The 14,449-nt window shown below is 40.0% G+C and carries 16 protein-coding genes; 13 read left to right on the top strand and 3 right to left on the bottom strand.

Features of this window, described 5'->3' with window-relative positions; translation table 11 throughout:
- From ACEW8O_RS14270 to ACEW8O_RS14330, 13 genes are all read left to right on the top strand, one after another.
- Positions 1-483, top strand: a 483-nt coding sequence (locus tag ACEW8O_RS14270; RefSeq protein WP_373495300.1) for an aminotransferase class V-fold PLP-dependent enzyme, incomplete at its 5' end; no start/stop codon positions are given.
- Positions 484-876: 393 nt separating this feature from the next.
- The gene (locus tag ACEW8O_RS14275; RefSeq protein WP_373495301.1) at positions 877-1,554 is read left to right on the top strand and encodes a GNAT family N-acetyltransferase; all 678 of its coding nucleotides are present in this window, start codon (positions 877-879) and stop codon (positions 1,552-1,554) included.
- A 43-nt stretch (positions 1,555-1,597) separates the two neighbouring features.
- A complete protein-coding gene (locus ACEW8O_RS14280) occupies positions 1,598-2,794 on the top strand; it encodes an argininosuccinate synthase (protein ID WP_373495302.1) in 1,197 nt (398 codons plus the stop codon).
- On the top strand, positions 2,781-3,749 hold the full coding sequence (argC, locus tag ACEW8O_RS14285) for an N-acetyl-gamma-glutamyl-phosphate reductase (protein WP_373495303.1): 969 nt from the start codon (positions 2,781-2,783) through the stop codon (positions 3,747-3,749). Before ACEW8O_RS14280 ends, argC begins: the two co-directional genes overlap by 14 nt.
- Positions 3,750-3,759: 10 nt before the next feature.
- Positions 3,760-4,890, top strand: a complete 1,131-nt coding sequence (locus ACEW8O_RS14290; protein WP_373495304.1) for an aspartate aminotransferase family protein — start codon at positions 3,760-3,762, stop codon at positions 4,888-4,890.
- 45 nt (positions 4,891-4,935) lie between these two features.
- Entirely contained in the window at positions 4,936-5,880 is a 945-nt protein-coding gene (locus ACEW8O_RS14295) for an N-acetylornithine carbamoyltransferase (protein ID WP_373495305.1), read from the top strand.
- A 31-nt stretch (positions 5,881-5,911) separates the two neighbouring features.
- Positions 5,912-6,712 carry an acetylglutamate kinase gene (gene argB, locus ACEW8O_RS14300; RefSeq protein WP_373495306.1) on the top strand — a complete coding sequence of 267 codons (801 nt, stop codon included), beginning with the start codon at positions 5,912-5,914 and terminating at the stop codon, positions 6,710-6,712.
- Between the two features lie 90 nt (positions 6,713-6,802).
- Positions 6,803-7,882 (top strand): M20 family metallo-hydrolase, encoded by a 1,080-nt coding sequence (locus tag ACEW8O_RS14305; protein ID WP_373495307.1) that lies wholly within the window; start codon positions 6,803-6,805, stop codon positions 7,880-7,882.
- 265 nt (positions 7,883-8,147) lie between these two features.
- Positions 8,148-9,485, top strand: a complete 1,338-nt coding sequence (gene argH, locus ACEW8O_RS14310; protein ID WP_373495308.1) for an argininosuccinate lyase — start codon at positions 8,148-8,150, stop codon at positions 9,483-9,485.
- A 208-nt stretch (positions 9,486-9,693) separates the two neighbouring features.
- The gene (locus tag ACEW8O_RS14315) at positions 9,694-10,323 is read left to right on the top strand and encodes a hypothetical protein (RefSeq protein ID WP_373495309.1); all 630 of its coding nucleotides are present in this window, start codon (positions 9,694-9,696) and stop codon (positions 10,321-10,323) included.
- A gap of 796 nt (positions 10,324-11,119) precedes the next feature.
- Positions 11,120-11,521 (top strand): helix-turn-helix domain-containing protein, encoded by a 402-nt coding sequence (locus ACEW8O_RS14320; protein ID WP_373495310.1) that lies wholly within the window; start codon positions 11,120-11,122, stop codon positions 11,519-11,521.
- 77 nt (positions 11,522-11,598) lie between these two features.
- A complete protein-coding gene (locus ACEW8O_RS14325) occupies positions 11,599-11,820 on the top strand; it encodes a DUF433 domain-containing protein (protein WP_373495311.1) in 222 nt (73 codons plus the stop codon).
- The gene (locus ACEW8O_RS14330; RefSeq protein WP_373495312.1) at positions 11,817-12,158 is read left to right on the top strand and encodes a DUF5615 family PIN-like protein; all 342 of its coding nucleotides are present in this window, start codon (positions 11,817-11,819) and stop codon (positions 12,156-12,158) included. Before ACEW8O_RS14325 ends, ACEW8O_RS14330 begins: the two co-directional genes overlap by 4 nt.
- 178 nt (positions 12,159-12,336) lie before the next feature.
- Here ACEW8O_RS14330 and ACEW8O_RS14335 read toward each other — a convergent pair whose 3' ends face one another.
- The 3 genes from ACEW8O_RS14335 to ACEW8O_RS14345 all read right to left on the bottom strand — a co-directional run.
- The gene (locus ACEW8O_RS14335; protein WP_373495313.1) at positions 12,337-13,044 is read right to left on the bottom strand and encodes a LytR/AlgR family response regulator transcription factor; all 708 of its coding nucleotides are present in this window, start codon (positions 13,042-13,044) and stop codon (positions 12,337-12,339) included.
- Complete coding sequence (locus ACEW8O_RS14340) at positions 13,041-14,051, bottom strand: sensor histidine kinase (protein WP_373495314.1); 1,011 nt, start codon at positions 14,049-14,051, stop codon at positions 13,041-13,043. Before ACEW8O_RS14340 ends, ACEW8O_RS14335 begins: the two co-directional genes overlap by 4 nt.
- A gap of 33 nt (positions 14,052-14,084) precedes the next feature.
- A partial coding sequence (locus ACEW8O_RS14345) for a DUF2867 domain-containing protein (RefSeq protein WP_373495315.1) occupies positions 14,085-14,449 on the bottom strand: 365 nt, incomplete at its 5' end.

Consider the following 14,449-nt stretch of genomic DNA (forward strand, 5'->3'; position numbering starts at 1 on the left):
CCGCTTGGTGCAGGCCTGTTGTATGTCAAAAAGAACAAAATCAATAAAATATGGCCTCTTTTAGCACCATATCAATTGGACCATGCCAACATCAAAAACCTGAACCACACCGGAACCCATCCTGTAGCAACCGACCTGGCAGTAAATGATGCGCTTGATTATTTTGAAATGGTAGGCGCAGAAAGAAAAGAAGCGAGGCTAAGATACCTGCAACGCTATTGGTCTGACCAAGTCAGAAATATCCCCGGGATAAATGTGAATACTCCTGAAGACCCTTCCCGGTCATGTGGAATCGCCAATGTGGGTATTGAAGGAACGGACCCTGGTCAAATGGCCAAAATCCTGATGGATAAATATAAAATCTACACTGTTGGCATTAATTCTGCTGGAGTGGTCGGATGCAGAATCACTCCGAACATTTATACAACTCCAAAAGAATTGGACGTATTCGTAGGTGCTTTAAAAGAAATGGCAAAAGCATGAATGGTTTACTGTTAAAATTAAATGGCAAAACCTAAAACAGGTAAATTTCAAAAACCAAACAACTCAATAACCATTTAACCAAAAATGGCATACAATCCTTAAATAAATAGCAAGAATTCTTGCATCTTATTTCAAACCTTGTAACATTTGTATACGTTTTCCAATTAAATGTCAAACAGCAACAACATAGCCTTTCAATCAAACTCCTCAGCACTGGGTTTCGCTGCTATGTCATTTTTAACTCCTTTGAGGAGATTCAGGAACAGTTTCAGGGCAATGCCCCTGTAATACCTTTGGTGTCCTACGTGGATAACCTACAATAGCATTATCACATATATTTATTCATTTGACCTAGAAAGTCAGCATCTATTCATTTATCTCCAATTGGACAAAATGGAAAATCATTCCTTTATCATAAGACCTGCTACCGAAAAAGACTGTGACTATGCAGAGACCATTACTCTTGAAATGGAAGAGTCAGCAAAAGCGCGCGGAACAGGTATAGCCAAAAGATCCCCCGAATATATCAAAACAAAAATGAAGGAAGGGAAAGCCGTTATTGCCACCACCAAAACAGGGGAATGGGCAGGTTTTTGCTATATCGAAGCTTGGGGTCATGGTAAATTCGTGGCCAATTCAGGTTTGATCGTAGCCCCACAGTTCCGTAGATTTGGCTTGGCCAGTCAGATCAAAAGTGAAATATTTAAATTAAGCCGAACCAAATTCCCGGAATCCAAAATCTTCGGTCTGACTACAGGTGCCGCAGTAATGAAGATCAACTCCGAATTGGGATATATACCTGTTTCATATTCAGATTTGACGGATGATGAGGATTTCTGGAAAGGCTGCAATAGCTGCGTAAACGTTGAAATCCTGAAAAGCAAGGCAAGACAAAACTGTCTTTGCACGGCCATGCTTTATGATCCTTCCAAAAAAGCCAAAGTCCAGGAGGTAGCACTCCGGGAAGATTTCAGGAAAAACATCAAATTATTTGAGCGTTGGACCCGATTGAAAAAATATGTGATGCTCAATATCCAAAAGACAAAAAACAAAACTTTCGGCCTATTTTAAACCAAATGCCATCTCCTTAATGACATTTCAAAAAAAATCCAAAATGAAAAAAACAGTATTAGCTTACAGCGGTGGATTGGATACCACTTTTTGTGCCTTGCATTTATCCAAAGACCTGGGTTATGAAGTCCATGCTGTATTGATCAATACCGGTGGTTTCTCTGCTGAAGAACTTCAAGGAGTCGAAACAAGGGCCAATAGTTTGGGCATTGCCTCCTTTACGGTACTTGATGTTACCAAAACTTATTATGAGGAAGTCCTCAAATACTTGGTGTTTGGAAATGTACTTAAAAACCAGACCTACCCCCTATCTGTCAGTGCCGAGCGAATACTTCAAGCAAAAACTTTAGCTGATTATGCAAAAAAAATAGGGGCCAAATCCGTAGCCCACGGCAGTACCGGTGCAGGCAACGATCAGGTGAGATTTGACATGATCTTTCAGACGATTGTACCTGATATAGAAATCATCACTCCTATCCGTGATCTCAAATTGAGCCGGGAAGAAGAAATAGCTTATCTCAAAAAACATGGTGTTTCCATGAATTTTGAAAAAGCTGCCTACTCTATCAATAAAGGAATTTGGGGCACATCTGTTGGTGGAAAAGAAACTTTGACATCCAATCAGACCCTACCGGAAAGTGCTTGGCCTGTTCAGGTATCTAAATCAGAAAGTGAAGCATTGGAAATCGGATTTGAAAAAGGAGAAATCAAATCAGTCAATGGAAAAACCTATGAAAATCCGGTGGACGCAATTTTAAAGATTCAGGAAATCGCAGCTCCATTTGGAATAGGTAGAGATATCCATATAGGCGATACCATTATTGGAATCAAAGGAAGGGTGGGTTTTGAAGCTGCCGCAGCTTTGATCATCATCAAAGGCCATCAATTGCTCGAAAAACATACCCTGACCAAATGGCAAACTTTTTGGAAAAATCAGTTATCCGAGTTTTATGGAAACCATTTGCATGAAGGCCATTATCTGGATCCTGTCATGAGAAATCTTGAAGCCTTCCTGGAAAGCACTCAGGAGTTTGTAACTGGAACCGTTCAACTGATGCTCCACCCCTACCGTTTCCAATTGATCGGCATTGAATCCAAACATGACCTGATGGCCTCCAGATTTGGTAGTTATGGGGAAATGAACAAAGGATATACAGGGGAAGATGTTAAAGGATTTACCAGAATCCTTGGAAACCAAACTGCAATTTTCCACCAAGTCAACCACCATGAAGAAGATTAAAACAGCAATCATTGGAGCCGCTGGATATACAGGAGGGGAATTACTACGAATATTGGTGCATCATCCAAATTGCGAATTGGTGTATGTGCACAGCAATAGCCAAAAAGGAAAAAAAGTAACCGATGCCCACCCCGACCTAATCGGTGATACGGATTTGGTATTCACCGATAAAGTAGAAACTGAAGGAATCGATGCTGTCTTTCTGGGATTGCCCCATGGTGAGACAAAAGGTTTTTTGGAAACTCATCCCTTTCCCGAAAAAACAGTTATCATCGACCTGAGTACGGACTTCAGGGATGAAAGTAATGGTTTTGTATACGGTCTCCCCGAGGTCAATAAATCCAAAATCAAATCCGCAAAAAAAATAGCCAATCCGGGTTGCTTTGCCACAGGAATTCAATTGGCCTTGGCTCCGGCAGTTGTTAAAGGTTGGGTAAATGATGATGTCCATATTTCGGGTATCACTGGGAGTACAGGTGCTGGCAAAAAATTGGGCGAGACTTCGCATTTCAGTTATAGAAGCTCCAACATGTCTGTTTACAAACTATTCACCCACCAACATCTAAAGGAAATAAAACAGACTTTTGGGCAATTGCAAAATGGATTTGATCAAAATTTACTATTCGTTCCCTTCAGGGGAAACTTTTCGAGAGGGATTTGGGTAACGGCGTATTTCCCGTTTTCCGGTTCGAATAAAGAAGCCATTCAAGTTTACAGGGACTTTTACAAAGATGCTCCTTTCACACATGTTTCTGACAATGATATTGATATGAAACAAGCTGTAAATACCAATAAATGCATTGTTTATATCCAAGTGGCAAATGGGCAACTCGTTGCCTATTCGGCCATTGACAACCTGCTAAAAGGAGCCTCCGGGCAGGCAGTCCAAAACTTCAATCTTGCTTTCGGTCTGGAAGAGTCAAGTGGATTAAATCTTAAGAGTATCGCCTTTTAAACTTCAGATCATGAACTTATTTGATGTATATCCATTGATGAATGTAACCCCGGTAAAAGCCCTTGGGGCTAAACTGTGGGATGATAAAGGTGATGAATATTTAGACCTTTATGGTGGACATGCCGTGATTTCAATCGGTCACAGTCATCCGCATTTTAATAACAGGTTGAAAGAGCAATTGGATTTGATCACCTTTTACTCCAATTCTGTCCAAATCCCACTTCAAAAACTTTTGGCGAACAAGTTGGGCGAATTATCAGGTTACAGAGAATTCAACCTCTTCCTGTGCAACTCAGGTGCGGAAGCGAATGAAAACGCTTTGAAATTGGCCTCTTTTGCAACCGGGAAATCTGGTTTCATTTCTTTTTCAGGTGCATTTCATGGCAGAACTTCCGGTGCAGTGGTACTTACTGACAATGTCAAAATCATAGCCCCTTCCAATCAAAGAGAAGATGCACACATCCTTCCCTGGGGAGATTTAAGTGCAGTAAAAAATCAGCTTCAACAAGGAAATATTGCAGGCATCATTATTGAAGGTATTCAGGGAGTTGGGGGAATTCATATCCCTGAACCGGAGTTTTTGCTTTCCATTTCCGGATTGGCAAAAGAAAATGGTGCGAAACTGATTTTGGATGAAGTCCAATCAGGATATGGTAGAACCGGTAAATTCTTTGCCCATCAATGGGTAGAAGGATTGGTTCCTGACCTGATCACCATGGCCAAAGGAATGGGGAATGGATTCCCGATCGGAGGAGTACTTATACACCCGGATTTCAAAGCTTCCTATGGTTTACTCGGAACTACCTTCGGAGGCAACCACTTGGCATGTGCAGCGGGTTTGGCAGTTTTGGAAGTATTGGAAAGAGAAAACCTAATGATTCACGCTGCAAAAATGGGAGAGTTTTTGATCCAGGAATTAAAAAACATCCCGGGAGTAAAAGAGGTGCGCGGCAAAGGTTTGATGATTGGGATTGACTTGGAAAGAGAGGCTGGACCGGTTCGTTCTGAATTGGTAAATAAATACAAAATATTTACTGGCAGTTCAGCAGGAAAACATACCATTCGTTTGCTCCCTCCATTAAATATTGAAATGAAAGAACTTTCTTCATTTTTGGATAGTTTAAAGAAAATATTGATTTAAATAAACCAAGTTTGTCTCACGAGAAGCGGACAACTTTTGCATCAAATGAAAAACTTTATAAAGTTTGAAAATAGAACAACAGCTGAAAATCTTATCCAACAAGCCCTTCAATACAAAGAAAACCCTTGGGTTGACATGGCAAAAGGAAAAGGGAAAAGGATTGGTTGCATATTTTTGAATCCATCACTCAGGACAAGGGCGAGTACTCAGATAGCAGCTCAACAGCTGGGTATGGATGCCATTGTCATGAATATGGACAAAGAGGGTTGGGCTTTGGAAATGAAAGAAGGTGTGGTAATGAACAAAGGTACCATCGAACATATCAAAGATGCAGCGGCGGTTTTGGGGACATATTTTGATATTTTAGCCATCAGGGCATTTCCCAGTTTGACCAATAAGCAAGAGGACATTGAAGATTTTGTAATCAACCAGTTTATCAAATATTCCGGAAAACCTGTCATCAGTTTGGAAAGTGCCATCCGCCATCCCCTCCAAAGCCTGGCAGATATGATCACGATCCAAGAAAATTGGACCAAGGAAAATAAACCAAAAGTGGTTTTGACATGGGCCCCTCACATCAAAGCCATCCCACATGCTGTGGCCAACTCTTTTTCAGAATGGGCTTTAGGCTGCGGTCATGACCTGACGATTACTTTTCCAGAAGGTTACGGACTAGACGATGCATTTACCCAAGGTGCCAAAATTGAATATGATAAGCAAAAAGCCTTGGAAAATGCTGATTTTGTTTATGTCAAAAATTGGTCTGCCTTCAATGATTATGGTAAAATCATTACAACTGACCATTCCTGGATGCTGACGGAAAAGCACTTGAAAAAAGCCAAAAAAGCAAAAATAATGCATTGCCTTCCTGTCAGAAGAAATCTTGAGTTGTCAGATGAGATATTGGACAGTCCTAGAAGTCTGGTGCAGGAACAGGCCAAAAACAGAATATATGCTGCCCAGGCAGTAATAAGCCATATTTTAGGCTAAATAAATTAAAATGCGCTTAAACCTATAAACAATGAATATCAGTATTATCAAAATCGGTGGAAATGTCATCGACTTCCCGGAGAAGTTGGATGAGTTTCTATTTTTATTCTCCAGGTTTCCCGGAAAGAAAATCCTTGTACATGGAGGAGGCATTATGGCCTCAAAATTTGGAGAAAATCTTGGCGTCATGCCACAAATGGTGGATGGAAGGAGAATTACAGATAAAGACACTCTCGAAATTGTTACCATGGTTTATGCCGGACTCATCAATAAGCAGATCGTAGCCAAACTTCAAAGTTTGAAACAAAATGCCCTGGGGATGACAGGTGCCGACGGCAACTTGATCCGTTCCACCAAAAGACCTGTCAAGACCATTGATTATGGTTTTGTTGGCGATATAAAGGAAGTAAATGTAGATCTAATCACCTATTTGGTTTCGGAAGATATCATACCTGTGGTCAGTGCCATTACCCATGACAAAAAAGGACAGCTTCTCAACACAAATGCGGATAGTATCGCCTCTGAAATGGCAACCGCTTTGGCAGAAAAACATGATGTGAAACTTTATTTCTGTTTCAATAAGTCGGGTGTGCTAATTGATGAGAAAAACGATAATTCTATTGTCCCTTTGATCAATGAAGATATCTATGCCGAACTGAGAAAAGAAGAAGTCATTCACTCCGGAATGATTCCCAAATTGGACAATGCATTTGCGGCCCTTCACAAAGGTGTAAACCATGTCTGGATAGGTAAAGCTGAAAATCTCCTTTTGGCAGCAAAGGGAAAACTTTCGGGTACCACCATCGAAAATCATCGCTATGATCTTTATTGATCAGGCTTTTTATTTTTACCTTTAATATCCCATTCCAACCAAGGTTTCCAACCCCACGAAAAGGTTGGATTATTTCAGTCCATTAAAAAAATGAATTTGAAAGCCCCCGATATCGAAGATCTTTTTGAAGATGCCCTTTCACTCTTGAAGGAATTGATAGAGACTCCTTCATTCAGCAAACAGGAAAACTACACTGCAGACATCATCCAGCAATTTTTTGAATCTGAGGGAATTCCACTTCAAAAAAGCGGCAACAATATCTGGGCATTCAACAAGTTTTTCGATGCCAAAAAACCTTCCATTCTTCTTAACTCCCATCACGATACCGTCAAGCCAAATTCAGGATATACAAAAGATCCTTTTCACGCAATCGAAGAAAATGGCAAGTTGTTTGGCCTAGGTTCAAATGATGCGGGAGGATGTCTTGTCAGTTTGATTGTAGTATTCAGCTATTTTTATAAGAAAGAACTTCCATATAATCTATTCATAGCAGCGACCGCAGAAGAAGAGATTTCAGGACCAAATGGAATTGAAAGCATACTTGGCCAACTTCCTGCATTTGAATTGGCAATTGTAGGTGAACCTACTTTGATGCAAATGGCTGTAGCCGAAAAAGGCCTTATGGTCATCGATGCCACCATAATAGGCAAAGCAGGACATGCTGCCCGGGAGGAAGGGGTAAATGCCATTTATGAAGCATTGGAAGATCTGAACACCATCAAAGATTACCAATTCAAAAAAATATCCCCATTCTTGGGTAAAACCAAGGCAACGGCTACCATCATTCAGGCCGGTTCGCAGCATAACGTGATTCCGGATACCTGCCAATACACTTTGGATGTCCGGGTTACTGACAGTTATACCTTGGATGAAGTATTGGAAGAACTGCAAAACGTTTTGAAAGCCGATTTAAAACCCAGATCAAAAAGACTAAACTCCTCCAAAGTACCCGACGGACATAAAATCCTTAAAGTCGGAAGTGTCCTGGGATTGAAGCAATACGGCAGCCCTACCCTATCCGACCAAGCCTTAATACCATACCCATCCATCAAAATCGGCCCCGGCGACTCGGCCCGGTCCCATACCCCCGACGAATTCATCTACCTAGAAGAAATCAAAAAGGGAATTGAAGGTTATATTGATATCTTAGGAGAATATATGTTTAAATAGAATGGATATCCGCACTTTGCCAGATGTCCGATGACCGATGACCGATGTACCGGAAATTCCAGTCTAATGCCACCAAGTATATTGAATTGCCATTTTACTGATGTAATTGTGCAAATACATATTAAATAATTACCCCATTTTCATCCTTCATCCCTTATCTTTAACCCTTCATCCTTTATCCTTCATCCTTTTAAATTCATCCCTCATCCTTCATCCTTCTATCGGCCTTAAATCAAAAATCTAAATTCTAAAATCTTAAATCCAAATGAAACTCTGGCAAAAAGACATCAGCTCCAAAAAAGAAGTAGAATCATTTACGATTGGACGGGATCCTGAATTTGACATTATTTTGGCGCCTTTTGATGTATTGGGTTCGATGGCACATGCCATCATGTTGGAGAAAATAGGATTGTTAACTGCCGAAGAACTGAAAACCTTAAAAGGCGGATTGAAAGAAATCTATCTGGAAATTGAAAAAGGGCAGTTTAAAATTGAAGATGGGGTTGAGGATGTCCACTCACAGGTAGAATTTCTGCTTACGAAAAGATATGGGGATGTGGGCAAGAAACTGCACAGCGGAAGGTCCAGAAATGATCAGGTACTTGTTGACCTTAAATTATATTACAGGGCGGCTATCAGGGAAATCATTGAGGCTACAGAAGAGTTGTTCAACCTATTGATTAAGCTTTCTGAAAAACACCAAAACAACCTAATGCCGGGTTATACCCATACCCAACTGGCCATGCCATCCTCCTTTGGTTTGTGGTTTGGATCTTTTGCAGAAGGGCTAACCGAAGACTTGGAACTGATGTTGGCAGCCTATCACCTTGCCAACAAAAACCCTTTGGGTTCAGCAGCCGGATATGGTTCTTCTTTTCCTTTGGACAGAACGCTGACTACCCAATTGTTGGGATTTGATGACCTCCACCACAATGTCATCAATGCGCAGAACAGCCGGGGTAAAACCGAGAAAAACATTGCTTTTGCATTATCGGGGATAGCGGGAACATTGAACAAACTGTCGGCAGACGTCTGTATTTTTATGAACCAGCATTTTGGGTTTATATCCTTTCCGGATGACCTTACTACAGGAAGCAGCATCATGCCCCACAAAAAAAATCCGGATGTCTTTGAACTGATCCGAGCCAAGACCAATCAGATCCAATCTATCCCAAATACGGTCACCCTATTGTTGACTAATATGACCACTGGCTACCATCGTGACCTTCAATTGTTGAAAGAAGCTATTTTTCCCGGAATTGAGACCTTATTGGACTGTATCCGCATGAGTACATTTATGCTCCAAGAAATCATGGTAAAAGAAAACATCCTTACCGACCCTTTTTATAAACATGTATTCAGCGTAGAAGTCGTCAATGAACTTGTACTGAAAGGCGTTCCGTTCAGGGATGCCTACAAACAGGTAGGATATGCAATAGAGAAAAACGATTTCCACCCCGACCAGGAAAAAGTGGCCCATACCCACGAAGGAAGTATCGGAAACCTTTGTTCTGAGGAGATTAGGGGGAAAATGGAGCAGTCGGTTGGTAGGTTTGAATTTGAGAAAGTTGGGGGTGCGCTTGAGAAGTTGATTAACTCGTAAGTAAGCCTGTGACTTTACAAGGACCAAGAGTCTTCAAAATGACAAATCCCCATTTGATGATCTTTAAAGAAATAATCAGTATAATTAAACCCTGATAAAAAATCTTCATTTATCAGGGTTATTCTTCTGGAAAGGGTGGAATACCCCTGATCAGGTCAGAGGTGTAAATAAGTAGTGGTAATGGCCAATATAAAAAATAATTGAGCTAATGAAAAAGCTTGTCACTTGGCTTTATGCCGGTCGATATATATTCTATTTCATATCCATTTTAATAGCAGTTAGATTCATTTCCCAAATCAATGTAGGACTTAATCCAATTGATAATATTAAAATATACGGGCTAGCGCTTCAAATTTTTGGTGCACTTACAATAATTAATTCTCTAAAACAAAAACTAATTCTTTTTAAAGGTCATGGATTAATCAAACTTTTCACAGATTGGTTTAGAGCTTTTCCTTTTTTTCGTAAAAAAAGGACTTACAACATGAGCGGAAATATTACACTTCCTTCATTGAAAACTACTGGCGAAATGAAGACGACAAAAAGACCAAATGATAAAGATATTAAGGACGTAATAATGTACTTTGACGATGAAATTCAATTTCTGACAAAAAATATTAATAAGACAAAAACAGAACTAAAAGAAAATATAAGTAAGGTTATAAATGACTTAGATTTAGTTAATAATAGTCTAAATGAAAAAATAAGTGAAACTCGACAGAAAATTATAGATACTTCAGTATCAAATGTTTGGCTTGATTTATTTGGAGTTTCAAGTATTATAATTGGACTTATATATTCGACAATTCCAGAATTAATATTTAAGATAGTAAATTAAAGTAGCCACTACCGCTAATCGACTCTATAGTCTCTCCAGATATCTCTGACAAGGGGGTTATTCACTGGATAGGATGTGGCTCCAGCCTGAATGAAATAGTCGGGCAGGTTTTGAGGTAATAGGAAAGCATGGATTCGTCTTCTTTTTTTTTAGGCGAGAGAACTTGCCTCCCGAGGGAGGAGATATTGTAGTGATCAGAATCAGACTTTGATCCGGCGCGAACGACCAAATACAGAAACGGAGTCGGTTTATTCACATTGTATTTAATTTTCATTGGAGTTCATGATTACGGATTTCTTAGCCACTCATGTGGTGATTTCAGCTTTGTATGAATTCTAGCAAAGAATGCCTTAATTCTCAATATGGGTTATTTTTCACCCTTCTCCACCCGTTGGAACGGCCAACTTTTTGACCTATATTCACAATTCAAGGCACACACTTCACAATAGTGGGTATTGAAGGAGGACTCCACATAGAAAGAACATTTTGATGGTGAAAATGAAAAAGATAACATTTCTATTGCTTGCTATTACTTTATTGATTTTTACTCAATGCGATAAGGACAACGAACCCTGCGAAAAAAACATACCTGAATGGTGTCATAGAGTTGACTTGTCAAATGAATATGACCCTGTTTGTGGTTGTGACGGTAAGACATATCAAAATGCCGGACACGCAACTTGCATCGGTGGAGTAACTTACAAAAAAGGTAAGTGTAAATTAAATTTGGTAATCCGAAATTAATAAGAACCTCCTGAACATAGAATGACCCTCTAAAGAAGAACAAAAAGCAGCCTTGGTATCCTATGATGCCCTAGCCACAGCATTGGATCAAATACATTTTGACTTCCCTGAGATTGAAATCGAAGAGAATAACGAGAGAATTAAAATCCCATTGAAAGCACTGCAACTGCTAGCTAAAATCCTGAAGGAAACCAGCCAAGGTAGTACCGTGTCTATCGTTCCTATTGCAACTGAGATCACTACACAAGCAGCGGCCGAATTGATTGGATGTTCAAGGACACACTTGGTAAAATTGCTTGAAAATGGGGAAATCAGCTTTACAAAAATTGGTAAGCACCGAAGGATCAAATATCAAGATATCATTGATTATAAAAAAAAAATGAATGCCGAGCAACGAAAGTTGCTTATAGAAATGATGAAGTCTGATGAAGAAGCTGGGATATATGATCCATAGTGTCAGACCTAAATACCGACTTGGCATTGGAAGCTTTTAAAGCAATCCAAATCGATATATTTTCGTACCTTTAACTTATGGACTACAGAAAGTTTTTAGAAATCATAGCAGATAAGCGCTTCGGGAAACCTTGTATTAAGGGAACCAGAATCACCGTTTACGATGTATTGAACTGGCTATCTAACGGAATGAGCCGAGAGGATATTAAGTCTGATTTTGAAGAACTAACGGATGAGATGATTGATGCTTGTCTGGCATATGCAGCAGATAAAGAAAGAAGATTGATTTCTGTCACGTGAATCTTTTATTCGATCAGAACATATCACCAAGGATTCTAAAAATCCTTCCAAAACAATTTTCAAGCTGCCAACAAGTAAGATTCGTAGGACTTGAAGATTCTTCAGATTTTGAAATTTTTAAGTTTGCCAGAGAGAATGATTTTGCAGTGGTTACATTCGATTCTGATTTTGTTGATCTTAATGCAATGTATGGAACGCCCCCGAAAATTGTCTATCTCAACACTGGAAATCTGACAACTAAAAATATCACTGAACTTTTGATGGATAATATCCTGAGAATCAATCATTATCTCAACTCTGGTTCTGATGACATTCTTGAACTGATAAAAGCTCCATAGTCGAGTAGATAGCCTCCCCAGAGTTTCACTAAAATCAGAGTTGTTCTTGCACCTTGCTCAACTTACGGAGAAGCAATTGCCTGAAAAAAGTGGAGAGCTCTTACAAAAAGCAAGCAAGTGTCGATCCCGCCCTGCATTTGTATTCACGTTATCAGCAGTACACAAAACTCATTCCCCACTACAACAATCCTCTCTTTCCTAGAAGTGCAAAAAACTTGTCCTGATAAGTTTTTCCGATAGGAATACGTACTTCTCCCATCCTGATGATAGATCTTTCAATACTGTTGATCTTGTCAATGGCCACCAAATATGACTTGTGAACACGGACAAAGTTATTTCGTGGCAATGCTGCTTCAAAGGAAGCAAATTTCTGTAAGCACATAACTGGCTTCCCATCCACTGTATGGATCCGCAAGTAATCACCCATCCCTTCGATATATCGAATGGTATCGATAGGTACCTGTTCGATCCGATATTCGGTTTTTACAAATAGGCTACCACCGTGGACATCGCTTGCTTGGGCACGCAAGGAAAATTCCCCATACACTTTTTCGACTGCTTTCAAAAATCTTGTGAAATCAAACGGTTTCAGTAAATAATCGCTCACATGCAATTCGTAGCCCTGTAGCGCGTATTCCTGGTATGCCGTTGTTAAGATGACCTGAGGTTTTTGACTTAGGCTCTCCAACAATTCTATACCTGTCATTTCATCCATTTGAATATCGAGAAAGATGAGATCTACAGGGTTTTCCTTGATGTATTTGAGTCCTTCAAGACTGCTGCAAAATTTTTCCTTGAGTTCGAGATAAGGGGATCTTTTGACATAACCTTCCAGTTTGTCAGCAGCCAGGGGCTCATCTTCAATGATAATGCAAGAGATTGTCATGATGTTTTTATGGATAAGTTTACCTCAAACCAGTTGTCTTTTGTGGATATCTCGAGGTCAAATGAATCGGAATAAAGCAACTCTAATCTTCTGCGGGCATTTGTCAGCCCAATCCCCTGTCGTTTATTGTTGGTTTCCTGTAACCTGTCGATAAAGTAATTCCGGCAGGTCAACCGTACGAGATCATCGGACACATCAAGGTGGATCGTTATAGCCGGCATAGTTGGTGGCTTGGAGACAAATTTAAAAGCATTTTCAATAAATGGCAGAAATATAAGTGGTGCTATAGTTAGTTCATTTGTCGATTTGTTGACTATTAATTCCACATAATCTGATTGTTCAAACCTCATCTGCTGCAACTCTGTCAGTTGACGGATATATGCAATTTCTTTTTCGATAGGCACTTTTTTGCCATCACTTTCATAAAGCATATAACGAAGCAATCCTGACAATTTGATGAGCATAGCTGATGCCTCGTCCTGAGACTGATAGATCAGTGTATCTATATTATTGAGCGTATTAAAAAGAAAGTGCGGACTAAGCTGGGCTTTCAACATTGCCAGTTCGTTACGAAGCGACTGATTTTCCAGAGCGGTCTTGTTCTGTAGGTTTTGATTCCAACTGATAAACCCCCGAAGTAAGCTCCCGCACTGACAGATTAGAAATGACCCGATCATACCCTCCATAAACTTCTGTGGGGCAAATTCCCTAAATGATGGGTACATGAGCCAGAAGATTGAAACAAAAACCAGAGACATGATGGCACTGAACATTACCGAAACGATGAGATAGCTGAAGTACCTCCCGGAATCAAGAAATAACGGCTGAAAATAATAGTAGAAAGAATAGAAGTTGATAATCCCCCACAGCAACAAAATATAAGGTGCCCCAGCGTGTGTAAACAAAAATTCGAGTTCAGCAGGATTGGAACTGACGCTCATCCATGACAGGGCAACAAAGGTTGTCCAAAACAAAAAATGAACAATGAAGTAGATTAGTTTCTGCATTTCCCCTTTACCTAAGCGTCAATTCCATGTAAATTAATTAATCTTAAGTTTGTCGGAAACAATTTTCTGCTGAAACTTTTCCCATTGGCGTCCAATGAGTCTGAGCATGACCGGATAAACGACAAGCAATCGAAAAGGCTTGATTAATAGCATATATACTTCCCCAAACAAACCTTTTGGTTTTACATATACCGTCATCTGCACACCATGTTTGCCATTTCCTTTAGCCACGCGGCCAAAGTGTACTGCCGCTAACACCGTCACATTCTCTATTTCAGATAACATCTCATCCTTCAAAACATAGACCGGAACAAAGTCTCCAAAGCCTTTGGAATCCACTTCGAGTTTGGTAATTCCTTCCTGATTTGCGTAGCGCTCCCGTATACTGCCAACAGGGA

Origin of the sequence: Aquiflexum sp., assembly GCF_041749095.1 — a bacterium.
Classification (GTDB): domain Bacteria; phylum Bacteroidota; class Bacteroidia; order Cytophagales; family Cyclobacteriaceae; genus Aquiflexum.

Excerpts from the sequence above, each read along its gene's own strand:
- argC (WP_373495303.1), top strand. The coding sequence starts at position 2,781 with ATGAAGAAGATTAAAACAGCAATCATTGGAGCCGCTGGATATACAGGA.
- ACEW8O_RS14340 (WP_373495314.1), bottom strand. The coding sequence starts at position 14,051 with ATGCAGAAACTAATCTACTTCATTGTTCATTTTTTGTTTTGGACAACC.
- argB (WP_373495306.1), top strand. The coding sequence starts at position 5,912 with ATGAATATCAGTATTATCAAAATCGGTGGAAATGTCATCGACTTCCCG.
- ACEW8O_RS14315 (WP_373495309.1), top strand. The coding sequence starts at position 9,694 with ATGAAAAAGCTTGTCACTTGGCTTTATGCCGGTCGATATATATTCTAT.
- ACEW8O_RS14275 (WP_373495301.1), top strand. The coding sequence starts at position 877 with ATGGAAAATCATTCCTTTATCATAAGACCTGCTACCGAAAAAGACTGT.
- ACEW8O_RS14325 (WP_373495311.1), top strand. The coding sequence starts at position 11,599 with ATGGACTACAGAAAGTTTTTAGAAATCATAGCAGATAAGCGCTTCGGG.
- ACEW8O_RS14290 (WP_373495304.1), top strand. The coding sequence starts at position 3,760 with ATGAACTTATTTGATGTATATCCATTGATGAATGTAACCCCGGTAAAA.
- argH (WP_373495308.1), top strand. The coding sequence starts at position 8,148 with ATGAAACTCTGGCAAAAAGACATCAGCTCCAAAAAAGAAGTAGAATCA.
- ACEW8O_RS14280 (WP_373495302.1), top strand. The coding sequence starts at position 1,598 with ATGAAAAAAACAGTATTAGCTTACAGCGGTGGATTGGATACCACTTTT.
- ACEW8O_RS14295 (WP_373495305.1), top strand. The coding sequence starts at position 4,936 with ATGAAAAACTTTATAAAGTTTGAAAATAGAACAACAGCTGAAAATCTT.
- ACEW8O_RS14305 (WP_373495307.1), top strand. The coding sequence starts at position 6,803 with ATGAATTTGAAAGCCCCCGATATCGAAGATCTTTTTGAAGATGCCCTT.
- ACEW8O_RS14335 (WP_373495313.1), bottom strand. The coding sequence starts at position 13,044 with ATGACAATCTCTTGCATTATCATTGAAGATGAGCCCCTGGCTGCTGAC.